Below are 22,538 nucleotides of genomic sequence, written 5' to 3'. Positions count from 1 at the left end.
GCGGCAGCTTGGTGCCATGGATAACGGTCTCATCGTCTTACAGACATTGATCGCGGGATTTCCTGTCCTGCTGTTGCATTTCGTTGTGACGCTGATCCTCTGGCTGCTGACCATGTCACTCTATTACTGGGTGACGCCGCACAATGAGCTGAAGCTCATTCGCGAAGGCAATATCGCCACGGCCATATCGTCAGGCGGGGTTGCCATGGGCCTTGCCCTGCCGCTGGCCTTTTGCCTCGCCGGCTCTGTCAGCCTGTGGGACATCATCATCTGGAGCATACCGATCCTCGGCGTCCAGTTCCTCACATTCCTGATGCTCAACCGGGTGCTTGGCGACATGCCGACCCGATTGCAGAACAATGACATCGCTGCAGCCATTTATTTGCTGATGATCCGTCTGGGCAGTTCCTTCCTTGTCACCGCAGCCATTGCGGGCTGATCATGCGCGGATACTCCGCCATTCTGATCGGGGGGGCACTGACACTTTTTGTCCTGGCCCTGATCCTTCGTGATGCTTTCCAGGTGAGCGTCAGCATCAATGTTGACGTCCAGCAGCGCGCCGAATTGCGATCGGACCGCAGGCCGATGCCGCAACGCACGCCACAACTGAACGAGACCTTTGTCATTGACGACAGCGAGCCTGAGGGCAGTCGCATGGGAACCGGCTTTGCCATCGACACCAGCGGGATCTGGTTGACGGCGGCCCATGTGACGAGGCGGTGCCTGCGCGTTGGCCTGATTCAAGACGGCGATGTCCGCCCCGTTCGTCGAGTTACACAGAGCTTGCGCGATGATGTGACACTGTTGTCCGGCGCCCTGAACGCGCCCGACGCATTGCCGGTAAGCACGGCAGAACCCGGACCCGGCACTATTGCCTATCACATGGGGTTTCCCGAAGGTGAACCGGCAGTCATCACATCCCAATATCTTGGTTCGACGGTAATCCGGCACCAGAATCACAATGAATCGCAACTGGTCTGGGCCGAAGGACGACGGATGCCCGAATTTGACGGAGAGCTGGGCGGTGCCAGCGGCGGACCCGTTGTATCCGCCAATGGTGAGGTAGTCGGAGTCATTTCGGCCTCGACTCCGCGTCGTGGCCGCATCCTCACTGTTGCACCAGATGCGCTGACATCCATCATTGCCGCTGGCCGGGTCGCACCGCGCCGCATGACACCTGTCAGCATCAGGAACGCGCAACACGCGCTTGATCGCTTTACCCGCTATTTGCAGAGCGGCGTGATCCGCGAAGTCTATTGCGACGTTGAATGAACCAGAGCCGGCTCAACTGATGCGCCGCCCTGCCCACACGACCCGCCCAACAATCGTCAGCCCCTCCACCGCCACACCATCTTCGCGCGGATAGGCACCATTATCGCTGATGATGCTCACCCGGCCAGTGCGCTGTGCCACCGGGCAAGCAATACGTTTGACCATCAAGACGCCATCACGGCGCAGGACATAGATACCGTCCCGCAAACGTTCCGCCGCGTCTGACGGATCGACCATGATGTCGTCGCCATGCGAAAGGGTTGGCACCATTGAATCCCCTTCGACGCGGATAATCGCCAATTGTTGTGGTTGTGCCGACACTTTGCGCAACCATCGGGGATCAAAGCCAAAAAGTGCCGACGCGCGTTCATCCTCGGCGACAGACCCTGGTCCGGCCGATGCGCCAACATCGAGATGGGGTACCGCCACCAGCACCTGTCCGGCGCCACCGGCGGGTCCGGATGCTCGCTGAGGTCCTCCGAGCAGAACCTCATCAATCCGGAAATAGGCGGCCAGCGTCGCGCGATCACTCTCGGACAGGCGCCGTGGCGAGCCCCGCTTGATGAACTGCTGGATATAAGCGGGGTTGCGGCCAATCAGCCGGGAAAGGCGCGCATAATCCTCCCCACGGTCACTGACCAGCCGGTCCAGAACCGCACGCGGATCATCGGGTGAAAGCGATTGCTCCATGGCGGATCAATAGCAATAGGATTTTTCCTAGACAAGTAGGAAATCAACGAGCAGTCAGTAAGCAGACGGGCGACTCGCCCTGTGCTTGTCGTAAAAGGAGGAACCATCCGTGGGCATAGACCGACCACTGATCATGACTGTTGAGCGCTTCCTGCGCGAAAACGGTATGGCGGCCACCACCTTCGGGCGTCGTGCCATGGGCGACCCCCGCTTTGTCTTTGACCTGCGGCAGGGCCGTGAACCGGGCCTCCGGGTGCGATGTCGTGCGGAACATTTCATGAACATTGTGCGCAGTCGGGGACCTGATCCTGTTCGCGCCGAAACCTCAGGAGCCACAAGGGAATGAGCACACAGTCGACAGAACGCAACAATGGCACGGCCATGCGCCTGCTCAGGCAATTGGCCGACCTGTTGGGGCCAGGCGCACAACCGGGAAGCTGCCGGGAACGCGAGTGGGCCAGCGCGACCTTTGCCGGGGCGCGGCACAGCATCGATTTCCGCCTGCCATTGCCAAGCCGTGACGCGCCGATGCCGGCGACACTGGCGGCGCTGCCCGACCATGAATTCTCCTTGCGGGGGGAAATTGTGGCCGATTGTACATTGGCCATCCGGCCGCGCCAAAGTGATGACAGCGGACAGTCATGGCTACCGCTGACGATCGAAATATTGACGGTGACCGCCGATTGACGGCGCCCCTGCCCTGACTCAGGCGGTGGCTTGCTGGTTCATCCGGCGCAACGTCCTGAGCGCGGCGGCCAGCGCCGGATCTTGGGGATAGGCTGGATCCTGGGGCTCGTCACGCGGCGCCGGCCGGGATGTCGCGAAGGATTGGCTCGGAACAGCATGGGCGACCTGTGGCGCAAAGGGCTGCACCGGATCAACCCGCTCCGCAGCATTGGTCGAAGCTGCCACATCCAATCCCGCTACCGCGGCCGCCGGGGGCGCGGTCGGCGCCAGACCTTGGCGACGCCCAAGACCAGTTTCCAGCCGGGCAAGAAGATCATCAAGCCGGGCTGCCGAAAGATCAAGCGGCTCGACCGGCGGCAGGCTGGCGCGAACTGGTGAAGCCGGAACGTCTGCGATCGGAACAGGTGTGGGCGTGGGCGCGGGTGAGGCTATTGGCGGCGCGGCCATTGCAGGGGGCAAAGCGGGGCTTTGCACCGCGGCCACCGGCGACGGCGGGGCAAAAGGATCAACGACCGGACCAGCATTCACCAAAGGCGGGCGGGGGGTGATAGCCGGCTGAGCGACAGGCGCGACCGGAGGAAAGGCCGCGACAGGAGCCGGGGCCGGTTGCTGGGCAGGCTGCCTCTCCCAGTCGTCAAGCGACGGTGCGGGCAGGGTGACCGACCAATCCTCGTCAACCAGGCCCGACGATTGCGGCATCTCCGGGGACTGCGGCACATTGTTGGCCTGGCGCCAATGATCATCGAATGACGTGCCGCTGGTCGCACCCAGCGGTGGCGGCGGCGGCGCATCATGCTCTGAGGCAAATTGTGTGTCGAGCAACAGCGCGTCATCATCGTCGTCCATCGCATCATCGGGACGGGCAATGTCGCGTGCGGCCGAGAACGGCCGGCGGGCGGGGGCATCGGGGTGCCTGTCCGCCGCGCGCAGGGACGGGGCATCAGCCTCGTCACCGGCACCGACGCCGCGCAAGCGGTTAATCAGCGAATCGAATGACAAGCTGCTGGGCTGCACGCCGAACAGACGAGCAATCAGCCAGCCGAAAAGGGCACCACCAAGGGCAAATGCGGCCGCCGCCATGATCTGTGCGGTCGTCCCCAACGGCGGCAGGGCGGCGCTGGTAATTCGGTCAAGATACATCTGGAAGGCGATGGTTTCCAGCCATGCGCGAGGCATGAACAGGCCAAACAGGCCCAACGCCAGACCGCAAAGGGCGGCAACCCCCGCCACACCAAAGGGGAGGCGCAACGCCGATCCGCTGGTGGCACGCGCCGGACGGCCAGACCTGTCGGCCTGCCCGTAACGCTGATGATCCCTGTTCGTCTCTGACGACTTCATGCTGTCTTCACCTGTGACGTGCGCTGCCTGTCCTGGACCCGATAGGCATCATAGCCTGAACCGGACAGCAATCGCTGGTAAACCGGTTCGTAATGACGAATGTTTGAGAACCAGTTACGCTGTTCCTCGACATAGCGGCGGGCGACAGTGCGCCGTTCTTCCCATCCGGCCCTGTCTGCCAGCAAATCCGCCAGTGATTTGGCCAGACCAGCCGGATCATCGGGCGGGAACAATGTACCGGTGACTCCATGCTGGATCAATTCCCGGTGTCCGCCGATGTCCGAAGCCGCCACCAGTCGCCGCTGCGCCATGGCTTCAAGCGGCTTGAGCGGCGTCACCAGTTCGGTGAGTCGCATTGCCTTGCGCGGATAGGCCAGGATGTCGATCAGGCTGTAATAGCGCTCGACCTCCTGATGGGGCACGCGGCCGACGAAATGGATTCGTTCCGCCACTGGCGAGGCATGGGCCATCGCCCGCCACTGTGCCTCCATCGGCCCGCCACCAACCAGGAGCAGATGCACCTTGGGAGATAGGGCGACGAGCCGAGGCATGGCCTCTATCAGGTCGTCCAGCCCCTCATAATCGTAAAAACTGCCGATGAAGCCGATCACATCGGCCTCGTCGAGACCCAGATCGCCGGCCAGGGCGCCATCACGGGCCGGCGGCGTGCCAAACAGCTCAAGGTCAACCCCATTGGGAGAGACCATGATCTTGGCCGGATCAATGCCGCGCCGGACCAGATCGGCCCGCAGCCCTTCACAGATGACCGCGACCGCATCCGCGCGGCGCACCGCCCGGGTTTCAAGCATCCGGGTCAACCGGTATTTCAGACTACCTTCGGTGCCGGTTCCGTTGCCGACCGCCGCATCTTCCCAGAAAGCGCGAATCTCATAGAGCAGCGGGATGGACAGCCGCTTGGCCACCCGGTCGGCCGCCAGGGCAGTCAATACGGGAGAATGGGCATGGAGTATGTCCGGCTTCCAGCTTTCGGCCAGTTCACCGATCCGTTCCGCCAGAGCACGGACCTCCCCCAATTCGCGCCAGGGAGAGCGGCCGTTGGCGACGCCGGGTGTGCGGAAAAAGGTCAGGCCATCGACCACATGCTCATCAGGACCGGGCAATGGGTGACGCAGGCTGGTAACGCCGGCAACCTCCCACCCCATCGCCTGTTGGGCCTTCATGATGGCCCGGGTGCGAAATGTGTAGCCGCTCTGCGCCGGCAGACTGTGGTCGAGGATGTGGAGTACACGGGTCATGAATGTGGCTAATGGCACGGAAAGATTAAGTCCCCGTCAACCCCGAGTGGTTATGGGCGGTCCCAGCATGATAGATATGTTCTCCCTGCTCCTGTCGCACAGCCTGTTGCTGCTGGCCTTTTGGCGGCTGCGCAGCCGTGACGATCTGGATGACGAGGCAGAACCCGGCATGGCCCACCGCGCCCGCGGTTTCGCGCGCCAGAGCGACGAGGGGTAACCGCCGATGCGTGACCTTTTCTTTGTCGCTTTTCTCTTCGCCAGCCTGTTTCTGGCGATCAAGCGGCCGTTCCTGTTCATCCTCGTTTATTGCTATGTCGATATTGTCGCGCCCCAGCGGCTGAGCTTTTTCCTGCTCAACCAGGTACCGCTGTCGCTGATCATGTTCGGGCTGGCCATCATTGGCTGGCTGGTGGGGGACAGCAAAAAGGGGATGCGTGGCGATCATTTGCAGATCGTCCTCGGCATCCTGCTGCTCTATTGCGGCATTTCCACCATTTACGCCGATTTCCCGGTCGAAGCGCAGGACAAATGGTCCTGGGTGTGGAAAGCGATGCTGTGGTCAATGTTCCTGCCGCTGGTGCTGCGCACACGCTTGCGGCTGGAAGCCATGGCGCTGACCATGGTGCTCAGCGCCTCGGCGCTGGCCATAACCGGGGGACTGAAAACGGCGACTGGCGGATCAGGCTATGGCTCGCTGCAACTGCTGCTTGACGACAACAGCGGCCTTTTTGAAGGGTCAATCTTTTCGACTGTGGCCATTTCCATCATCCCGCTGATCCTCTGGCTGGCCCGCCACGGCACCATCTTCAACGCCCGCGCTGACAATCTGCATCACAAGCTGGTGTGGGGCTTTGCCATCTGTCTGGTGTTCGCCTGCCTGTTGATCCCGGTGGGAACCCAGGCGCGCACCGGCCTTGTCTGCGCTGCCTTTCTGTTCATTTTCGGCCTGCGCGACAGCAAGTACAAGATGCGCTACCTGACCGGGGTGGTCGCGCTGGGCATCATCGCCCTGCCCCTCGTCCCCTCCGCCTTTGCCGAACGGATGAGTACGATCACCAATCACCAGGCGGATGAATCCGCATCGACCCGTGTCGCGGTGTGGAAATGGACCTGGGATTATGCCCTCGATCATCCGCTCGGCGGCGGTTTCGATGTCTATCGCCAGAATGAGCTGCAAGTGACCAAGGTCATTGTCAAAAACAGTGGCGGACAGATCACGCGTGAAGAAGTGCCCTACACCGACAAGGCCCGCGCATTCCACAACAGCTATTTCGAGATGTTGGGTGAACAGGGCTTCCCGGGCCTGGCGCTGTGGCTCTATCTCCACATTGCCTGCTTCATACGGATGGAGAGCCTGCGGCGGCGTTACAAGGCATCCACCGATCCGGACCATGCTTGGATCCGTCCATTGGCGACGGCATTGCAGGGTGGGCACCTCGTCTATCTGATGGGTGCCATGTTCGTCGGCATCGCCTTCCAGCCATTCATCTGGATGATCATATCGCTGCAAATCGGGTTCCACACCTATGTCAAGCGGCGCGAACAGGAAGCACGCTGGCGGCCACTCGCGGTTCAGCTCGGCAATGCGCCGGCAGGGCCGGATGGTGTCGGCGTGGTGCCTGTGGCGATTGAGCACGGCCATGCATCGGCAACAGGCTGGGCCCCGCAGCCGCGCTGATCGGCCCTGTGCCATCCCGCCGCGTGCCCACGCACTGGATTTGCCAAGCGGCCACCCCTAAAGTCGGGGCGCACAGCGTCTGAACCGGTTGCCGTCCCGCCAGTGGTGACTGCAATCCGGCTTCTGGCGCCCCGACGGACGGATTGACAGGCCCACCCATGACAGCCCCTTCTGTTTCAACGCCAGTAGTGCCAGCAGCCCCGGCGGCTTCAGGTCCGCCACCGGCCCGGCCAACGACGACCGAAGCCATTGTAGAGAGCCCCGGCGCCTTCACCCAGGTGCAGGATGCCGCCGACTATCTCTGGCGCTGGCTGGTCGCGCACAGCGGCGACATAGCCTTGGCCGCCATTGCCGGCGCATTGGTATATCTGGTCCTGCGCTTTGTCCGCCGCACCATAAGGCGTCTGGCCGCTCGCCATGCCAATGCTGACGGTGTGGGCGCGACGACACTGCGCGTTCTGGCGCGTACCAGCCACTTCTTCCTCGTCATGGTCGCGCTCCGGCTGGTCGTTGGCTATGCCAATCCACCGCAGATTGTGTCTGAATTGGTCCGGCTGCTGTTCCTTGTCGCCATTGCCCTTCAGGTCGCCATTTGGGCACGGGAAGTGGTGATGAGCATTGTGCGCCAACGTGCACAGCAAGGTGCTTCGGAAACGCTCGGCAATGCCCTTTCGCTGATCAATGTTCTGGTGTCGGTCGCCGTCTTCTTCATTGCGGCGATCGTTGTGCTCGACAATGTCGGGGTCAATGTCACCGGCCTTGTCGCCGGCTTGGGCATTGGCGGCATTGCCATCGGTCTGGCTGCCAAGGGCATATTCGAAGATCTGTTCGCCGCACTGTCGATCATCTTTGACCGGCCCTTTCGTCAGGGCGAAACCGTCGGCTTTGACGGCAAGACGATGACTGTTGAACGGATCGGCCTGAAATCAACCAGAATGCGCGCGTTGAGCGGTGAGGAGGTGGTCGTCTCCAACACCAACTTGCTCAACAAGGAGCTGCACAATTTCGCCACCGTCCCGCGGCGAAGGTTCAAATTGCTGTTCAGCGTAACCTATGAAACCCCACCGGACCGCCTGCAGCGCATTGTTCCGCTGATCCGCGAAATAGTCGAACGCAACGGCGCTCAGGTTGCCCAATGCGGGCTGGTAGCCTTTGCAGCGTCATCGATCGACGGCGAGCTTCATTATGACGATACTGCGGAAACATATGGGGAAGCGTTCGACCGGCGAACCGCCATCATCCTCGACATTGTCGAACGATTGACAAGGGAGGGGATTCGTTTCGCCTACCCGACTCAGGTCAGCTATACTGCCGCACCCGATGGCAGTCTCGTCATGCCTTTTGCGGTCGAAACCGATCGTCCTTCCGCCGCTTGAACCATGTGCCGCTACGGCGTGCTGGGAGCAAACCCGCGATTTGAAAAGCCTCCCGAACCCGCTATGATCGTGGGCAAACGGGCCAACCGAATTGTCTTGTCGGACAGTGGGTGGCCCGGCATAGCGGCGCCAGACGGCCTGTCTGGGCGCAATGTCAGGGAGAGTGGAGATGGCAGGAATTACCCCGCAGCAGATGAAGGAAATGGTTGGCCAGACCATAGGCTCGTCGGAATGGTATCTGGTCGATCAGGAAACGATCAATAAATTCGCCGATGCCACCGGCGACCATCAGTTCATCCACATTGACGCCGAAAAGGCCAAGCTGACCCCGTTCGGTGGCACCATCGCCCACGGCTTCCTCACCCTGTCCTTGCTGCCAGTGCTGATGGCCAAGTCCGATGTGCCGCGCATCGACGGCGTCAAGATGGGCGTCAACTATGGCGGCAACAAGGTGCGCTTCCTCGCCCCGGTCCGCTCGGGCAAGCGCGTGCGCGGCCACTTCAAGCTGCTCGAGCTTGAAGAAAAGCGGCCCGGCCAGTGGCAGCAAACGATCGAGATGTCAGTCGAGATCGAAGGCGAGGAAAAGCCCGCCCTGCTCGCCGAATGGATCACCCAGTTCTTCCTGTGATTTCCCTCCCCGGGATTGACCGGGCCGGCTGTCGATAAGCGCCCGGCCCCTTTCACCCTCTTCCCTCCGCCCGGCATGTTCCGGGCCGGGCATTATCCGGAGTTGTCCCATGCGTGATGCTGTCATCGTTTCCACTGCCCGCACGCCGCTGACCAAGGCGGCACGCGGCGCGTTCAACAACACCACCGGCGCCACGCTCGGTGCCTTCTCGATCCGCGCCGCTGTCGAGCGCGCTGGCCTAGCCGGTGCCGAGATCGACGATGTGATCATGGGCACCGCCGTGCAGCAGGGTTCGACCGGCGGCAACGTCGCCCGCCTCGCCGCGCTGCGCGCCGGCCTGCCGGTCAGCGTTCCCGCCATGACGATTGACCGCCAGTGCTCGTCGGGCCTGATGACCATCGCCACCGCAGCCAAGCAGATCATCGTCGACAATATGGACATCTGCGTCGCTGGCGGCGTCGAAAGCATTTCCAAGGTAGTCGGCAGCGGCAAGACCTTCATGGAGCCTGACCGCGAGCTGCTCGAAATGCACCCGCACATCTACATGCCGATGATCGGCACGGCCGAAGTCGTAGCGAAGCGCTATAACATCAGCCGGGAATATCAGGACGAATATTCGCTCCAATCGCAACAGCGCACCGCCGCGGCCCAGGCGGCTGGCAAGTTCGACGATGAGATCATCGCCTGCCAAACCACCATGGCCGTGGTCAACAAGGAGACCAAGGAAGTCTCCTATCAGGATGTCACCGCCAGCAAGGACGATTGCAACCGCCCTGACACTACCCTCGAAGGGCTCGCCAGCCTCAAGCCGGTGATGGGTGAAGGCCACACCATCACCGCCGGCAACGCCAGCCAGCTGTCCGACGGTTCGTCGGCCTGTGTGGTGATGGAAGCCAAGGTCGCCGAAAAACGGGGCCTGACCCCGCTTGGCCGCTATGTCGGAATGGCCGTCGCTGGCACCGAACCTGACGAAATGGGTATCGGCCCGGTCTTCGCCATCCCCAAGCTGCTTGAGCGCTTCAACCTCAAGATGGACGATATCGGCCTTTGGGAACTCAACGAAGCCTTTGCCGTGCAGGTGCTCTACTGCCGCGACAAGCTGGGCATTCCCGACGAACTGCTCAACGTCAACGGCGGCTCGATCTCGATCGGCCACCCCTTCGGCATGACTGGTGCCCGCTGCACCGGCCACGCTCTGATCGAAGGCAAGCGCCGCGGCGCCAAATATGCTGTCGTGACCATGTGCATCGGCGGTGGTCAGGGTGCCGCCGGCCTGTTCGAAGTCTTCTGACGAAGGCGGCAGGCGATGCGCCTCGACAGCCCTCGCATCGAGCCGGTCGATCTCGACCGGCTCGATACCGCCCAGCTTGATGCGCTGACCCCTCTGCTGGAGACCGGCGGCGGCAAGGTCGGTGGCGGACAGGTGCTCAACATCTTCCGCACGCTGGCACAGACTCCCGACGCAGCCACGGCCTTCCTTGTCTGGGGCGGCCACATACTTTCACGCCGCAACAGCCTGCCGCCACGTGAGCGGGAACTGGTCATCCTGCGTACCGGTTACCTGTGCAAGTCAGGCTATGAGTGGATGCAGCACCACCGCATTGGCCTCGACAGCGGCCTGACAGCCGGGGAAATTGAGCGGATCAAGGCAGGCGCTGACGCGGCCGGCTGGACCCCGCTCGAAAGCGCCATGCTCCGCGCCACCGACGAGCTGGTAAACAGTCATCACATCAGCGACGCGACATGGGCCGCCCTCGCGGAACTGGGCGATCAGGGCCGGATGGATCTGGTCTATACTGTCGGCCAATATACCCAGGTATCGATGATGCTGAACAGCTTTGGCGTCCAGTTGGAAGAAGGCTCCGTGGACCCTGACTTGCGCGGTTGAGGTCTGCGCGAGATCATTGGTCTGGCCGCTCTTTCGCTCTGATCGATCGCTCAGAGAAGTGCATGGGCCGCATAGCGCCTTGTTCGCTGCCTGGGCCGGTTGGGTAGGGCAAAAGGGCGACACGGACATGCAACCGTGTCGCCCTCTTTCCTGTCGCGCGATACAGGGCGGGAGGGAAGAACCACCCCGCCGCGCGGTTCAGGCCACCGCCAGTCTCAGCAACTGGTCGGGGGTCTCTTTGTCGATCATTGTGCGGACATATTTGCGACCGAACATGGTCGTCGCCACTTCCAGATAGAGGCGTTGGCCGGGCACCTGCTCGACGTAAAATTGATAACCCTGTTCGATATAGGCGATGCATTGCGTCTGGGTGCATGACCAGCGCTGACCATCGGTGTCATGCGTCCCGCTCAAGCGAGTGATCCGGTCCCAGGGGGCCGCGGCTTCCACCATGTTGACGCAATCGATCCGGTTCACTGGTGCCTCCTGCACCCGACTCGCGGGCTATGCAGCAAGGCTAAACTCCGGCCTCTAAAGTTGGCGTGATGCAAGTCACGGCATTACCTCGGTTCGTCGCATGGATCGGCCTGTCCGGTCACGCATGCCGAGCGCAAAAGAAGAGGGGCGGCGCCTCGCGGCACCGCCCCCTTTCATGTCAACCTGTGGTCGATCAGCGGCCAGCGCCAGGACCATAGTTGATTTCGACGCGACGATTCTGGTCGTTGCGAACGCCGTCCGGGGTCGGAACGCGGTTCTGCGTTTCACCGAAGGCGCGGGTCGAAATTGCCGAAGCCGGGACGCCACGAGCAGCAAGATAGTTGCCGACGTTGGTGGCGCGACGGTTCGACAGGCCGACGTTGTAGGTGGCAGCACCCGAACGGTCAGCGTGACCGGCAACCATGACCTGCGTGTTACCGCAGTTGGCATAAGCCGATACAGCGTTGTCCAGCGTCTGAGCCGCTTCAGCCGTGATATTGTCCCGATCCCAGTCGAAGAAGACAATGTACGGACCCGCGTTGCACACCGGCGCCGGAGGCGGCGGAGGCGGAGGCGGAGGCGGAGGCGGAGGCGGGGGAGGCGGGGGCGGCGGCGGCGGCGGAGGCGGCGGTGCAGCCGGTTCGCCGAAGTTGTAGGTCAGCGTGCCGAGCAGCGAGTGGGTGCGCAGACGCGTGTTGATGTCGCGGCCACGGCTATCAACCAGATCAACGCCGTCAGCATTGAAATAGCGATAGGTGACGCCAACGTCGATGTTGTTGGTCAACGGCGTGCGAACACCGGCCAGAGCCTGCCAGGCGAACCCGGTATCCGAATCGTTCAACCAGGCGGGGTTGGCATAGAGATTCATGATCTTGGTGCGGGCCACGCCGACGCCACCACCGACAAAGCCCTGCAGGCCATCGTCATCGCCCATGTCAAACAGGCCGTTGACCATGAAGCTCAGAGCCGATGCTTCACCGTCGTTCGGCGAAAGACCGGTGAAGAAGGCAGCGCGAGGTCCCGGAATGCCAGGTGCGCCGACTTCGATCGAATCGGCATCGGCCGAGCGGTAGCTGACTTCGACTTCAGCGCGGAAACCGCCAAAATCATAGCCAACGACGCCGCCAAAATCATAACCGATGTCGTGGTTGATCTGACCTGCATTTTCGGTGGCGCCGATGTCGAGAGCAACGTCTTCGACAATCATAACGCCGCCTTCAACTCCCACGTACCAGGCATCGTCGCGCGCCAGCGCGGGCGAAGCCAAGGCGGTAGAAGCGAGTGCCATAGCTACGGCAAGCTTCCTCATTGGTAATCCCCTTCTCAAATGAACGGTAGAACGCTCTCAAAAAGCCTTACCGCCTCAAAGGTTGCCGTGCAAGCCGGGTTTTTTCGGCCTGTTGCACTTGCGCAACACAAAAGGAACGCCCTGAAATTTTATCGGCTTGCAGCAATTATCCGCCAACAATCAGCCCGGCTGAAACAAGTGCGGCGAGGATTGCACTTGTTGCTGCGCGGCACTCGTTGTCGACAACATTGCCACTATTGCCAAGCGTAACAGTCGGCGGCGATTGCCAACCTGCTGGAATCCGTACCCAACTTTGGCCATTTGCGGCCAATCGCACCTGCGCGCCCACCGGCAGGTCCGCGAATCGCCACCCCGATTGGCTCCATGCTGCAAGCCGGTGTGCCTGCCCGGTCCACTCACCTGTCGGCGCCCCGCCGACTAGCCAGCATTGTCCCGCATTGGGAGAAACTGGTGGTTCATTCTGCGGCGGCGCCTCACTGACAGGGGCAATGAGACTGTCGATCAGCATCAGCGCCTCATTGTGAGTCACTTCCTTCTGCGCCTGGCCCGCAGCCATCAACGGCAGCCCCAGTCGTACGCTGGCTTCGTTCATCGATTCGCTCCTCATTGTCCCGGACGGCTCGCCCATCCGCCTACAGTGGCACCACCGCCACCAGCGGCGGGGAAAGGCCAACCGCTCCGACCTGCATGATCGTCACCGTCAGACAGGATTCCCCTCCCGATACAGCTCGCCAATTGGCCACAGTCGAAGCATCGACCATCAGGCTGGCGGCAAAGCATTCCCGCACCATCGCGTCGCCCTGTGCCGGCGTTACCGTCACGCGATAGCGCTCGGTGGGCTCATCCATCGCTGTATCGATCAGGTCGATCCACGCTGATCCAGCGCGGCTTCTTCTTGTCCAACTCAGCAACAATTGTCCGTCGCCCTGCCACCGTGCCACGACGTGTACGGGAGAAAGCGGCCGCAACGATCGGCCGACCCGGCCAATCGGCAGCATCAGGGGCTGTGGGTCACCCTGTCCTTCAACCAGAACATGGCCGCCCGACTGCGTGAGCGCCGGCAATGGCAGCAAGGCCGGGTCGGCAAGCAAGGCAAAGCCCCGCCCCACTGATGCTTCGGCCATGGCATCTTCCGTGCCCCAGCGCCCGCGCAGCAAATGGCTCAATCGCCACTGCCGCTCGCCCAAGGGTTCGGCCCGTCCGAACTGGAAGACCTCGTTGCCTGCCACGGCCAGATTGGCGCCAGCCAGCATCGCGGCATCATCGGCATTGTTCAGAACCATGTCATCACGCAGAAGCGTCACCGTCACCGAACCCGCGCGATCGAACAGCCAAGGCTGCCCGACGCCGCTGATCATCACCACCTCGCCCAGCACACGCATCGCCACCACGCTACCCAGTGGTTCGGGCGGGGCTGCAGCGGCCGGTGCCAGGCTCACCGCTGCCTGTCGCCAGCCTGGTCCTTCACCGGCTGCGGCGACCACTGTTCGGCTCGCCGCATCGCTCGGCATTCCATCGATCAGAGGCAGGTCGAACAACCAAGCCCGGCTTGCACCAATCAACAGGTCCGGAGACGCCAGCACCCGGCCGCCATCTGCCGCCATGGACCCGGCGCCATCACTGCGTTCGGTCTCGATCGTCAGGCGCACGCCTGCACCCTCAATGTGCCGTTCGGCCACCCTGCCTTGCACACCATCTTCCGTGACAACGGCCGCGCCCGGCTGCGCCACCAGAGCCGCAAAGCCACCCGGCCACTCGGATTGCCGCACTTGCCGTGCTGCATCACGCGCCAACCTCGCGTTCAGCGCCTTGGCCAACGGCGCCTCCATCGCCAAAGGCAACCCCATTGTCTCCGCTGGGCCCAGCCCTCCCGGAACGCGCGTCATCTGCATTCCCAATTGCCAGTCACGCAAAGGGTCAAACACCGACAAGCCGATTTGACGCGGCATCACCCCGCCGTCACCCAGTGTGCGCGTTGCCCGCGCCTGCCCCCGTTCGCTGGCCGCCTGACCAAGCTGCAACAAGGGCGCGTCCGCCCGCTCACCCAGCAGCCAGCCCTGGCCGGCCAAAGACCGGTCCACCTGCGCAAGCCTGGCAAGTGGCTCGATTGCGGCGCGCCTGCTCTGCGCGGACAGGACAGCCCCGCCAATCGGCGGCAGCGTTGCAACCGCCTCGGTCTGGGAGAGCACATCGGCCAACGGCCCAGCAAGCGAAAGGGCCTGGCTGTCACCCTCATCTGCCTCAACCTCGAAATTCAGCGACGGTATACGGTTGCCAAAGGGAGAAAGGTCCATGTCCTCGAACACCACATAGGCAATGCCGCGAAAGGCCGGGCATTGTCCGGCTCCTTCGGCTGCAGCGATCAGTGGATCGACCGCCTGATCCTCGTCGCCATTGTACAGGCGGAAAGTGCAGCCGGATTTGAAATCACCCGCTGCGCCCCGGAATATCGTGCCCTCAGCCCATATCCGCCCGACGGTGCGCACAGGGCGTGAAGACAGCGCCACAGCAAAAGAAGCACTGTAACTATAGCTGGTTGTGGTCGGGCGTCCCTTGCCACCCTGGCGATGGCGATGCTCGACCAGGTCGGTCGCCCAGATCACTGTCCCGGCCACCCGCATCCGGCCGTAAAGGCGCGGAATCGGTGTACCATAGCTTGACGTCTGCACCCGCAAATCGCTCAATCTTGGGCCTTGTAGACCCTTTGGGGCCAGCAGTCGCCCGTCAACGGCCTGGCCAATCAATGCACCGATCGTTCCGCCAATTGGGCCGCCGATCATCGTGCCCACGGTCGTCAGCACCAAAGTCGCCATTGTCCCGCTCCTGTTTTCAATCCCGCGCCCGCCAGCATCCGGTCAGCCTGCCAGGCGGGTTACCCGGCATCATCACCACCCGCCGTAAACCGGCATGCGCGTGGATCACCGCGTCACCGCCATCCAGCTTGCCGCGTCCGCCAATCATCACATGCCATTGATCGGGACCCATCGCGCTCAGCAACAGGTCGCCGGTGGTCCAGGCCGCGACCTCCTCAAGCCCCGCCGACTTCAGCCATTCATGCAGGACCTTCGCGTCCCCGCCTCTCAGTCCGTAACGGTCTGGTACCGGCCCGGTCGGCACAGCCGCACGTCCAAATGCCAGCACAGCCAGCCCCACACAGTCCACGCCTGATGCCGGGTCGCGGCCATGCAAGCGAAATCCTGTGCCGACCAGCGCCAAAGCCTCGGCCCAGATGCGCTCGCCGCGCTGCGCTGCACTCTCCATCTCAACCTCCTGGAAAGCGCGTCAGCAGATCCATCCCAGGCAGATGAGGTTCGCCGCGGAAATTGGCGATATTGGCAAAACGCGCGGCACAAGTCGCTGCCCGCTTGTCGCAACCCTCGGTCAGTTCGACCTGCTGCCCCGCCTGTCCCGCCCCGTCTGGCACCTCCGCCACGGTCAGCACTGCCCCGTTCTGGTCGATGATCGCCGACCACAATCCGCGCCCCGGTCCATCCAGCCAGCGCAACCAGCCAAAGGGAAAAAGGCCGTTGGCCCAGTTCCAGCCACCGACCGCGTCTGCCAGCGTCACCAAATCACCGCTGCGCGCCGTCACTACCGCCCTGTGGGTACGCGGGGCCAGCGCCACCCGGCATTGGACATCGCCCAGTTCGGCGCGGCACTCTGCACTGGTTTCAGGTACCAGCGGGCCATCGAGCCAGATGTCGCGCGCGCCCAGCTCCGCGCTGAATCGTGCGCCATCACTGGTCACGCTGCCCAACATGCCTTCGGCAACAACACTCTCTGCGACTGCCGGCTTCTGCCAATCCACAACGGCCAGCGTCAGCCGCGCGCCATCCCATCGCCCGCTGGCCAGCGTCGCCTCACTGATCGCCGCACTGTTCAGCGCACCCTCAATCGTGAAACTGTCTGCCGCCAGGCCGCGACGCTGCCGGATCGCAGATGGCCGAATCCCCGGTGACGGCTGATAAGTCAGGCCATCCCGGCGGATTGGCGAATCGTGCGTCGTCAGGCCCAGCATCACACCATCGCGCCGGACAATCCGCCATAGCCAGGCAATGGTCGCCACCTCGCCAGTCAGCCAGTCCGGCGCGGCCACTATCGCCCGGCTCATCCCTCACGCACCTCTATCAGGGGCACAGTGGCAATCTCTCCGGCCAGCCATGTTGCGCGGGAGACTTCCAGTCGGTCCTCGGCAAAGCGAACCGGCACATCAAAGAGGAAGCCCGCGCGGATCTCGGCGCCACTGGCTGGCGGCACGGCAAAGCTCACCATCCCCAATGGCCCCAGCGTCCAGCCGCTCGCCGCAACGCCATTGACGCTCACCAGCACACTGTCCACGACTGGCCGGGTAATCCGCCGCCGGGCTGCACCCGCTCCGTTGCCATAGCTTTTGGTCAACGGAAAATCGGTCCGCACCCCGTCGCCCGTCCCGATCGTCTGGTCCGCCATGCCCGGAGCCCCGCCGTCGACCGCCGAACTGGCGTCAAACGGATCGCGGAAACGGAATCCCACCGCCGGCCCCCGGCGGGCACGATAGAAATCAACCAGCACCCTTACATCCGCCTCGCTGCGGATCCCCGGCCCGGCATCATAGCGCAGCCGCGCGTTGTCCCAGTCGGGCGCCCGCTGTTCCGCGCCCGACTGGCCCGTCACGATGGCGGTGGAAAATTCCGCCACCACGCTTGCCTCGCGGCCCAGCGCCAGAGGGAAATCGACATCATCGAAAGCGTCCACCGCGCCTTCTCCTTCCTCAAAATGCAGAAATCCGTCGCGCGCCACCTGCGGCAGCGCCCAGATGAAGGTCGCAGCCACGCCCCGCGCAACGCTGCGCATCGCGGCGGCATCAATCGCTTCCCACTGCGCACGGTCCGCCGCAGTCAGGACAAATCCCGCCAGATAGTGCTGCTCCGCCGCAGGATAGCCCAGCCGCGCCTCGGCCAGCGCGATCCCGGCCACGCTCGCCCCCACTTGCCCGCGTGATGCCCAGTCATAATCCTCCAACTGCAGTACATCGAACGCCGGCTTGGCCCACCCCGTCGGCATCATCATCCGCCGCGCTTCGGGCATCATCGGGTCGAGTAATGTCGGCAGATAGGCGAGAAGATAAGTCGTCGCACCATCGTCCCCCGCCTCGTCACGCACCGCGGCGCACAGCGCCGCGGTCGACTGAGCCAGCAACGCCCCAGCCGCGTCGAGCATCGCCTTCTGCGCCGCGTTCAGCGCTGCCCCCAGATCGGGGATCGCCACACTAGCGCTGCCCAGCGCACTCGTCGCCGCGCTGTCATAGAGGCAAGGCCGCCGGTCCGCCGTCACCCACCACCAGGGTTCACCCACCTGAAAATGCACCGCCATGCCCGCGCCCTTGGCAATGCCGACCAGCACCCGCGCCACCAGTGCCAGCCAGCCCATCGCCTCGGCATTGGCGGGGGACAGCAGCGCCGATGGTGGCACCCACCCTGTCAGCGCCGGACCGCCGTCCGCCGCCCGTTGCATCCACGCCTGTGGGCAATAGTCAGCGAACAGCTCATAGGAGAGTGACCAGATGACCGCTCGCCCCTGCGCCAGCGCCTCGGCCACCAGAGCCTCATGCCAGGCCAGTGCCGGCCCGCACAGCGCCCCGCCGCTGACGCTCACCAACCAGTCGCCGCCCACCTGCGTCAGCCGCATGAAATGGCTCATGCCGACATAGTGCAACAGCGGCCCCCTGTACCCCAGCGCCTCGACCTGCCGCAGCAGCCGCGCGGGCGTCTGGTTATAGGCGTCGTCATAGGCCGTCGCCATCGACAGGCTATGTTCGGGCAACATCGCATCGCCGATCGCCAGCACCGATCCGGAACCATCGCACTGCATCCCGGTCAGTTCGACCCAGCCATCCGCCATCGCTGCATAATCGCCGGCGCTGCCGTCATAATCGGGCGGCACGAGCGAGATCATCATCCGGTCGACATCGCCCGCCCACACCGGGTCTGCCTCGCCCGGCAACAGGAATCCGCCATTGATCGCACCGAAGTCGAGCGTCACCACCGCATCGCCCGGCGAGCCCACCGCATAATTCCAAAGCCGCACAAACCAGGCCCGGGCCGCGCCGCTCTCGTCGCGCCCTTCGATGGTCAGCACCGGCCCCCACACTGCATCGAGCGGCTTGACCCCACCCGACCGCCAACGGAACCGGAGAACGCACCGCCGGAAATCGCGCCGCGTTTCATAGGCCAAAAGCGGATGATCCCAGCGGTCCTCCGCCTCCCAGATCAGCCCCGCCAGATTGTCCTTTCCGGTAAACGCCAGATCAACGCGCAGCGCCTCCGCGCCATCGCTGACCACAGATCCCATCATCGGTCGCGGGAAATCGACGGTCCAGAAGCGCGCATCGAACCGCTTGATCGTCGAACGCTCGCGATGCTCCTCATGTCCGCCAAGCGGCGGCGAAAGACACCAGCCCATGCTCAGTCTCCCGCCGCTTCGATCGCGCGCCGCACCGCCTGCGCGATCTGCCGGCCGCTCGCCGCCATCCGCTGCGGGTCGGCACCCGCGCCGCCACCAACATTGACAGTGATCCTGACATGCCGATCCCCGCCGACCGCGCCCGTCTCGACCCGACCTGCCGATGTCGGCACGAACCATTCCGGCCCGCGCTCGCCGACGCGATAGGCCTGGCCCGGTGCCACCGGTCCACCGGTCGCCCGCCCCGGCGCCCCCAAGAGCGCGGGGATCAGGCTCGACGCCAGGTTGAGCAAGCCGCCGCCCGCCTTGCCGTCACCGCCACCGAACAACGAACCAACGCCTGCACTCAGCGCGCTGCGCGCAATCTCCGCCATTGTTGACAGCGCCACCCGCCTCAGGTCGTCGAAACCGAACTTGCCGGTCCTGACCGCCCTCAACAGCGCCCCCTCGATCGCCCGCCCGGCCCGCTCCGCACCATCGGCGAGCGGCCCGTCCAGCCCCGCCCGCATCGCCGCCACATCGGCCGAAAAAGCCCGCACATCCGCCCGCACGCCGATCACCAGCGTGTCAATCTCATCAGCCATGTCCTGATCCTTGCTGTTCCTTGCTGATCCTCCCCATCGACTTGCGATGGGGAGGTGGCGCGCCTGCGCTATCGCTTGCGATAGGAGAAGCCAGACGAAGTCCGTGACGGAGGGGCAATCACCCGTCCGGAAACATCCCCCTCAGTCGCTCGACCACCGCGCCATCCACCGGCGCAGCCTCATCCCCTGCCAGCGCTGCCAGCACGCCCGCCAGTTCCTCAGGGGTGGCCCGCCAGAACTCCTCCGGCCGCCAGCCAAGCAGCACCGCCACCACACCAGCCAACCGCGCCGCCACCTCGGCAAAGCGCGCCATGCTCACCGCCCCTTCAATATCTGCCCGAGCAGGACACGCAGCACCGGTGCCATTGCCGCCAACCCCGCTGCCGCCATCGCCTCACCAAAGGCTTCCCGGCTCAAGGCTTCGGGCCGGTCGCTGAGGCAATGCCAAAACAACGCGACCGTCTCGCCCAGCGTCAGCCGCCCCTCGGCCGCCCGCTCGACCAGCGCGAACAATGGTCCCAATTCCTGCTCTGCCGCCACCAGCGCGGCAAAGCTTGGTCGCAGGACAAAGCCACCAATCGCCGCCTCGCCACGCGCTTCATTCGCACTCACAGCGCCACCACCGGCCCGCTCGATTCCAGGCTCAGCGTATAGTTGCGCTCGCCATTATAATCGCCGGCATGGTCGAGCCGCGTGACGAGGAACTTGCCGCGCATCCGCGTCCCGCTCTCGAACGCCAGTTCATAATCGTCAATCAGCCCGGCCAGCGCATTGGCCTGCACCCGCACTTCAGCCGACGACCCGGTGAATATCCCCGCTGCCGCAACGCTGACCGATCGCGTCCCCGCGCCCGACAACAGTTCGCGCCAGCCGCCTGAGTCCTTGCTGGTGATGTTCACCGCATCGCCATTGATTGAAAGCTGCGTCGTCCTGAGGCCGGCCACCGTCGCATAGACGACCGGGGTCGCCCCATTGCCAATCTTCAACAGAAAGGCACTGCCCTTTTCCATCGGCATCATTGGTCTCCTTTTTGAAAGTCATCCGAGGATCAATTCCTCCCCGAAATGGCGAGGATCAGACTCAAAAGCTCTGCTGTCCCCGGCTCGACCGGGAACCCATGGTCCGCCCCAACCACCCGAACAAACGTCAGGGAAATCCACACCACCAACCGACAAGCCAAGCGCCGGCATCGGGCCATGGGCCCCCGATCAAGTCGGGGGCAACTAAGGGGCGGCCCAATTCACACCCTCCAGGCCCTCAGCCGCACGTCGATCATCGCCACCCGCGTGCCATCGCGCCGCCGGGTCATCCGCACCCGCGTCACCAACGGCCCGCTGCTGTCCCACGCCCCGCCATCGCTCCCGGTCAACCCGCGCGGCATTGCCATCAGAGCCGCCTCTGCCGCTGCCGACAGCGCGGCGATCCGCTCACCTTCACCGCGATCAAGGATGGTCAGGCCCAGCCGCAGTTCACGCCCCGGCAATGCCTTGGCGCCCCAATCACTCCCGATACAGTCGCCAATCCATGCGCTCGGCACCGGCGCGCCCTCGCTCTCTCCGTCGCCGATCCGGTTGACCGTCGCCGCCCAGAGGGTATCCGCCGCCAAAGCCGCCCGCACCGCCTCGCGCCATGCCGCCTCAATGCTCATCGCCTGCCCCTCCCGCGCCATCGCGCCCGGCAAAGCGCAGCGCCGGATCGCTCTCGGCCTGAAGCGCCAGTCCGGGGCCGCTCACCGTCACGGCGGCACCTTCGGGCTCCGGCGTCACGTCGATCTCGACCGGCGGAATTCCCTGCCTCCACCGCTGCTCCAACCGCCTCGCGATCCGCCGCGCCTCGCGCTCGGCCGCGCGCGCTGCCAGACGCAAGGCTCTGGCCTTGATCTGGTCCCACAGCCGCCCGCTCATGACAGGCGCATCCGCCGCCAGGGGCGCCACAACGCCGCCACCGCCGCCGGCGGTTCGCCCGGCACGTCCCTGTCCCGTTCGCGCATCAGATGGGCGGCGAGCATGACAATGCCCTGCCGCAACGGCTCGGGCACCAGCCCCGCATTCGCCGCCAGCCCGGCCTGATAGGTCACGCGCATCCGCCCGGCGATGCCGGGTTCGCTCACCCGCACCCAGCCATCTCCCTGCGGATCGATGTCGATGGCATGGTTGCCCACCGGCAGGGCAAAGGCCGCACCCTCCGCCGGCACGCCAACCACCGCGGTGATCGCGCTGACCGGCGCCCGCGCCAATCTTTGCCACTCGCCCACCCGGATATTCACTGTCTCGTTCACCGCCCGGCTGACCAGCGCCACGCCGGTGAACTGCTCGCAAATGCCCGTCGCACTACGCAGCAGTGCCGCCAGCACCACATCATCAATGCCCGCGCCGAGCCGCGCAAATTCGCGCGCCTCGTCGAGCCCCGCCGCCAGCGGCAGCGGCTCTGTCTCCACCACCGCCATCAGCGTTGCTCCACCCGCAATGTCATGCTGCGCTCGTCGGCCTGGCCGTCGGACAAGGTCACCCGGTTGGTCACCCGGTAACAGACGCCTTCGCGTCCGCCGGACAAGCGGGCACTGGTCCGAACCGCATCGAACGCATGGGCCTCCACAGTCACCCCGCCATCCTCGACCGGTTCGACACTCCAACTGCTCGCGGCGATCACCTGCCCGTCGAGATAGGCCGCTGCCCAGTCAAAGGCATAGTCGATCCGGCCGCCCGGATCCTTGATCATCAGGCTCATACCCTGCTCCTCATATCGTGCACTGTTCCACCCTGACCGGCGGTGTCAGCGGCGCGGTCGCACAACGGCGGTCTCCCGCCTGATCCCGCGGCGGCCACCTGCCCGCGTCCCGGCCCCGGCCGGTCGGGGACCTCCCCATTCGGTTGCGAAATCGGGCAATGCCGCCTGGCCGATACTGCGCGACCCG

Annotated in this window: 27 protein-coding genes; 9 read left to right on the top strand and 18 right to left on the bottom strand. The window is 64.1% G+C overall.

Annotation, left to right across the window (positions count from 1 at the left end; genetic code table 11):
- Positions 1-16: 16 nt before the first annotated feature.
- A complete protein-coding gene (locus tag GV829_RS08025) occupies positions 17-439 on the top strand; it encodes a DUF350 domain-containing protein (protein WP_169945635.1) in 423 nt (140 codons plus the stop codon).
- An 83-nt stretch (positions 440-522) separates the two neighbouring features.
- The gene (locus GV829_RS08020) at positions 523-1,272 is read left to right on the top strand and encodes a S1 family peptidase (protein WP_169945633.1); all 750 of its coding nucleotides are present in this window, start codon (positions 523-525) and stop codon (positions 1,270-1,272) included.
- A 12-nt stretch (positions 1,273-1,284) separates the two neighbouring features.
- Here the strand turns inward: GV829_RS08020 and GV829_RS08015 are convergent, their stop codons facing one another.
- Complete coding sequence (locus GV829_RS08015) at positions 1,285-1,962, bottom strand: S24 family peptidase (RefSeq protein ID WP_169945631.1); 678 nt, start codon at positions 1,960-1,962, stop codon at positions 1,285-1,287.
- Positions 1,963-2,304: 342 nt separating this feature from the next.
- Here GV829_RS08015 and GV829_RS08010 point away from each other — a divergent pair, with 342 nt between their 5' ends.
- A complete protein-coding gene (locus GV829_RS08010) occupies positions 2,305-2,649 on the top strand; it encodes a hypothetical protein (protein WP_169945629.1) in 345 nt (114 codons plus the stop codon).
- 18 nt (positions 2,650-2,667) lie between these two features.
- On the opposite strand, the gene GV829_RS08005 is transcribed toward GV829_RS08010, so the two are convergent.
- On the bottom strand, positions 2,668-3,987 hold the full coding sequence (locus GV829_RS08005; RefSeq protein WP_169945627.1) for a hypothetical protein: 1,320 nt from the start codon (positions 3,985-3,987) through the stop codon (positions 2,668-2,670).
- Entirely contained in the window at positions 3,984-5,243 is a 1,260-nt protein-coding gene (locus GV829_RS08000; RefSeq protein WP_169945625.1) for a TIGR04063 family PEP-CTERM/XrtA system glycosyltransferase, read from the bottom strand. Before GV829_RS08000 ends, GV829_RS08005 begins: the two co-directional genes overlap by 4 nt.
- 67 nt (positions 5,244-5,310) lie before the next feature.
- Between GV829_RS08000 and GV829_RS07995 the strand changes: the two genes are divergently transcribed.
- The 6 genes from GV829_RS07995 to GV829_RS07970 all read left to right on the top strand — a co-directional run bounded on the left by GV829_RS07995 (position 5,311) and on the right by GV829_RS07970 (position 10,813).
- Positions 5,311-5,460, top strand: a complete 150-nt coding sequence (locus tag GV829_RS07995) for a hypothetical protein (RefSeq protein WP_169945623.1) — start codon at positions 5,311-5,313, stop codon at positions 5,458-5,460.
- 6 nt (positions 5,461-5,466) lie between these two features.
- On the top strand, positions 5,467-6,921 hold the full coding sequence (locus tag GV829_RS07990; protein ID WP_169945621.1) for a putative O-glycosylation ligase, exosortase A system-associated: 1,455 nt from the start codon (positions 5,467-5,469) through the stop codon (positions 6,919-6,921).
- Between the two features lie 158 nt (positions 6,922-7,079).
- Positions 7,080-8,297 (top strand): mechanosensitive ion channel family protein, encoded by a 1,218-nt coding sequence (locus tag GV829_RS07985; protein ID WP_169945618.1) that lies wholly within the window; start codon positions 7,080-7,082, stop codon positions 8,295-8,297.
- Positions 8,298-8,466: 169 nt separating this feature from the next.
- Positions 8,467-8,925 (top strand): MaoC family dehydratase, encoded by a 459-nt coding sequence (locus GV829_RS07980; protein ID WP_169945616.1) that lies wholly within the window; start codon positions 8,467-8,469, stop codon positions 8,923-8,925.
- A gap of 109 nt (positions 8,926-9,034) precedes the next feature.
- Positions 9,035-10,216: an acetyl-CoA C-acyltransferase gene (locus GV829_RS07975; protein ID WP_169945614.1), complete on the top strand. Its 1,182-nt coding sequence runs from the start codon at positions 9,035-9,037 to the stop codon at positions 10,214-10,216.
- A 15-nt stretch (positions 10,217-10,231) separates the two neighbouring features.
- Positions 10,232-10,813, top strand: a complete 582-nt coding sequence (locus tag GV829_RS07970) for a carboxymuconolactone decarboxylase family protein (RefSeq protein ID WP_169945612.1) — start codon at positions 10,232-10,234, stop codon at positions 10,811-10,813.
- Positions 10,814-11,011: 198 nt separating this feature from the next.
- Here GV829_RS07970 and GV829_RS07965 read toward each other — a convergent pair whose 3' ends face one another.
- The 15 genes from GV829_RS07965 to GV829_RS07895 form a co-directional block, all read right to left on the bottom strand.
- On the bottom strand, positions 11,012-11,290 hold the full coding sequence (locus GV829_RS07965) for a DUF3892 domain-containing protein (protein WP_169945610.1): 279 nt from the start codon (positions 11,288-11,290) through the stop codon (positions 11,012-11,014).
- A 193-nt stretch (positions 11,291-11,483) separates the two neighbouring features.
- Positions 11,484-12,599, bottom strand: a complete 1,116-nt coding sequence (locus tag GV829_RS07960; protein WP_169945608.1) for an OmpA family protein — start codon at positions 12,597-12,599, stop codon at positions 11,484-11,486.
- A 145-nt stretch (positions 12,600-12,744) separates the two neighbouring features.
- Positions 12,745-13,191 carry a DUF2793 domain-containing protein gene (locus tag GV829_RS07955; RefSeq protein ID WP_169945606.1) on the bottom strand — a complete coding sequence of 149 codons (447 nt, stop codon included), beginning with the start codon at positions 13,189-13,191 and terminating at the stop codon, positions 12,745-12,747.
- Positions 13,192-13,231: 40 nt separating this feature from the next.
- A complete protein-coding gene (locus GV829_RS07950; RefSeq protein ID WP_169945604.1) occupies positions 13,232-15,412 on the bottom strand; it encodes a GTA baseplate fiber-binding domain-containing protein in 2,181 nt (726 codons plus the stop codon).
- Between the two features lie 16 nt (positions 15,413-15,428).
- Positions 15,429-15,860 carry a peptidoglycan endopeptidase gene (locus tag GV829_RS07945; RefSeq protein ID WP_169945602.1) on the bottom strand — a complete coding sequence of 144 codons (432 nt, stop codon included), beginning with the start codon at positions 15,858-15,860 and terminating at the stop codon, positions 15,429-15,431.
- A 1-nt stretch (position 15,861) separates the two neighbouring features.
- On the bottom strand, positions 15,862-16,710 hold the full coding sequence (locus GV829_RS07940; RefSeq protein WP_169945600.1) for a DUF2163 domain-containing protein: 849 nt from the start codon (positions 16,708-16,710) through the stop codon (positions 15,862-15,864).
- Complete coding sequence (locus GV829_RS07935) at positions 16,707-19,040, bottom strand: DUF2460 domain-containing protein (RefSeq protein WP_169945598.1); 2,334 nt, start codon at positions 19,038-19,040, stop codon at positions 16,707-16,709. Before GV829_RS07935 ends, GV829_RS07940 begins: the two co-directional genes overlap by 4 nt.
- Before the next feature lie 2 nt (positions 19,041-19,042).
- Complete coding sequence (locus GV829_RS07930; protein WP_169945596.1) at positions 19,043-19,624, bottom strand: tail tape measure protein; 582 nt, start codon at positions 19,622-19,624, stop codon at positions 19,043-19,045.
- 118 nt (positions 19,625-19,742) lie between these two features.
- Positions 19,743-19,937, bottom strand: a complete 195-nt coding sequence (locus GV829_RS07925) for a phage tail assembly chaperone (protein ID WP_169945594.1) — start codon at positions 19,935-19,937, stop codon at positions 19,743-19,745.
- Between the two features lie 2 nt (positions 19,938-19,939).
- Positions 19,940-20,236, bottom strand: a complete 297-nt coding sequence (locus GV829_RS07920) for a GTA-gp10 family protein (RefSeq protein ID WP_169945591.1) — start codon at positions 20,234-20,236, stop codon at positions 19,940-19,942.
- Positions 20,233-20,640 (bottom strand): phage tail tube protein, encoded by a 408-nt coding sequence (locus GV829_RS07915; protein ID WP_169948111.1) that lies wholly within the window; start codon positions 20,638-20,640, stop codon positions 20,233-20,235. The genes GV829_RS07920 and GV829_RS07915 overlap by 4 nt, the downstream gene beginning before the upstream one ends.
- Before the next feature lie 224 nt (positions 20,641-20,864).
- Positions 20,865-21,272, bottom strand: coding sequence for a tail completion protein gp17 (locus tag GV829_RS07910; RefSeq protein ID WP_169945589.1), 408 nt, complete (start codon positions 21,270-21,272; stop codon positions 20,865-20,867).
- Positions 21,262-21,528 (bottom strand): hypothetical protein, encoded by a 267-nt coding sequence (locus GV829_RS07905; protein ID WP_169945587.1) that lies wholly within the window; start codon positions 21,526-21,528, stop codon positions 21,262-21,264. The genes GV829_RS07910 and GV829_RS07905 overlap by 11 nt, the downstream gene beginning before the upstream one ends.
- On the bottom strand, positions 21,525-22,070 hold the full coding sequence (locus tag GV829_RS07900; RefSeq protein WP_169945585.1) for a head-tail connector protein: 546 nt from the start codon (positions 22,068-22,070) through the stop codon (positions 21,525-21,527). The genes GV829_RS07905 and GV829_RS07900 overlap by 4 nt, the downstream gene beginning before the upstream one ends.
- Positions 22,070-22,351: a phage fiber-tail adaptor protein gene (locus tag GV829_RS07895; RefSeq protein ID WP_169945583.1), complete on the bottom strand. Its 282-nt coding sequence runs from the start codon at positions 22,349-22,351 to the stop codon at positions 22,070-22,072. The genes GV829_RS07900 and GV829_RS07895 overlap by 1 nt, the downstream gene beginning before the upstream one ends.
- Between the last annotated feature and the right edge of the window lie 187 nt (positions 22,352-22,538).

The organism is Sphingomonas lacunae (assembly GCF_012979535.1).
Taxonomy (GTDB): Bacteria; Pseudomonadota; Alphaproteobacteria; order Sphingomonadales; family Sphingomonadaceae; genus Sphingopyxis; species Sphingopyxis lacunae.
The sequence above is the reverse complement of the archived record's forward strand: the minus strand, read 5'-3'. Positions and strand labels throughout refer to the sequence as shown.

What these genes read in the sequence shown, in the direction of transcription:
- GV829_RS07915 (WP_169948111.1), bottom strand. Translation starts at nt 20,640, where the DNA reads ATGCCGATGGAAAAGGGCAGTGCCTTTCTGTTGAAGATTGGCAATGGG.
- GV829_RS08000 (WP_169945625.1), bottom strand. Translation starts at nt 5,243, where the DNA reads ATGACCCGTGTACTCCACATCCTCGACCACAGTCTGCCGGCGCAGAGC.
- GV829_RS08025 (WP_169945635.1), top strand. Translation starts at nt 17, where the DNA reads ATGGATAACGGTCTCATCGTCTTACAGACATTGATCGCGGGATTTCCT.
- GV829_RS07910 (WP_169945589.1), bottom strand. Translation starts at nt 21,272, where the DNA reads ATGAGCATTGAGGCGGCATGGCGCGAGGCGGTGCGGGCGGCTTTGGCG.
- GV829_RS07950 (WP_169945604.1), bottom strand. Translation starts at nt 15,412, where the DNA reads ATGGCGACTTTGGTGCTGACGACCGTGGGCACGATGATCGGCGGCCCA.
- GV829_RS07960 (WP_169945608.1), bottom strand. Translation starts at nt 12,599, where the DNA reads ATGAGGAAGCTTGCCGTAGCTATGGCACTCGCTTCTACCGCCTTGGCT.
- GV829_RS07985 (WP_169945618.1), top strand. Translation starts at nt 7,080, where the DNA reads ATGACAGCCCCTTCTGTTTCAACGCCAGTAGTGCCAGCAGCCCCGGCG.
- GV829_RS07940 (WP_169945600.1), bottom strand. Translation starts at nt 16,710, where the DNA reads ATGAGCCGGGCGATAGTGGCCGCGCCGGACTGGCTGACTGGCGAGGTG.
- GV829_RS07980 (WP_169945616.1), top strand. Translation starts at nt 8,467, where the DNA reads ATGGCAGGAATTACCCCGCAGCAGATGAAGGAAATGGTTGGCCAGACC.
- GV829_RS07930 (WP_169945596.1), bottom strand. Translation starts at nt 19,624, where the DNA reads ATGGCTGATGAGATTGACACGCTGGTGATCGGCGTGCGGGCGGATGTG.
- GV829_RS07935 (WP_169945598.1), bottom strand. Translation starts at nt 19,040, where the DNA reads ATGGGCTGGTGTCTTTCGCCGCCGCTTGGCGGACATGAGGAGCATCGC.
- GV829_RS07945 (WP_169945602.1), bottom strand. Translation starts at nt 15,860, where the DNA reads ATGGAGAGTGCAGCGCAGCGCGGCGAGCGCATCTGGGCCGAGGCTTTG.
- GV829_RS07925 (WP_169945594.1), bottom strand. Translation starts at nt 19,937, where the DNA reads ATGGCGCGCTTTGCCGAGGTGGCGGCGCGGTTGGCTGGTGTGGTGGCG.
- GV829_RS07975 (WP_169945614.1), top strand. Translation starts at nt 9,035, where the DNA reads ATGCGTGATGCTGTCATCGTTTCCACTGCCCGCACGCCGCTGACCAAG.
- GV829_RS08015 (WP_169945631.1), bottom strand. Translation starts at nt 1,962, where the DNA reads ATGGAGCAATCGCTTTCACCCGATGATCCGCGTGCGGTTCTGGACCGG.
- GV829_RS08005 (WP_169945627.1), bottom strand. Translation starts at nt 3,987, where the DNA reads ATGAAGTCGTCAGAGACGAACAGGGATCATCAGCGTTACGGGCAGGCC.
- GV829_RS07905 (WP_169945587.1), bottom strand. Translation starts at nt 21,528, where the DNA reads ATGAGCGGGCGGCTGTGGGACCAGATCAAGGCCAGAGCCTTGCGTCTG.
- GV829_RS07900 (WP_169945585.1), bottom strand. Translation starts at nt 22,070, where the DNA reads ATGGCGGTGGTGGAGACAGAGCCGCTGCCGCTGGCGGCGGGGCTCGAC.
- GV829_RS07895 (WP_169945583.1), bottom strand. Translation starts at nt 22,351, where the DNA reads ATGAGCCTGATGATCAAGGATCCGGGCGGCCGGATCGACTATGCCTTT.
- GV829_RS07970 (WP_169945612.1), top strand. Translation starts at nt 10,232, where the DNA reads ATGCGCCTCGACAGCCCTCGCATCGAGCCGGTCGATCTCGACCGGCTC.
- GV829_RS07990 (WP_169945621.1), top strand. Translation starts at nt 5,467, where the DNA reads ATGCGTGACCTTTTCTTTGTCGCTTTTCTCTTCGCCAGCCTGTTTCTG.
- GV829_RS07955 (WP_169945606.1), bottom strand. Translation starts at nt 13,191, where the DNA reads ATGAACGAAGCCAGCGTACGACTGGGGCTGCCGTTGATGGCTGCGGGC.
- GV829_RS07995 (WP_169945623.1), top strand. Translation starts at nt 5,311, where the DNA reads ATGATAGATATGTTCTCCCTGCTCCTGTCGCACAGCCTGTTGCTGCTG.
- GV829_RS08010 (WP_169945629.1), top strand. Translation starts at nt 2,305, where the DNA reads ATGAGCACACAGTCGACAGAACGCAACAATGGCACGGCCATGCGCCTG.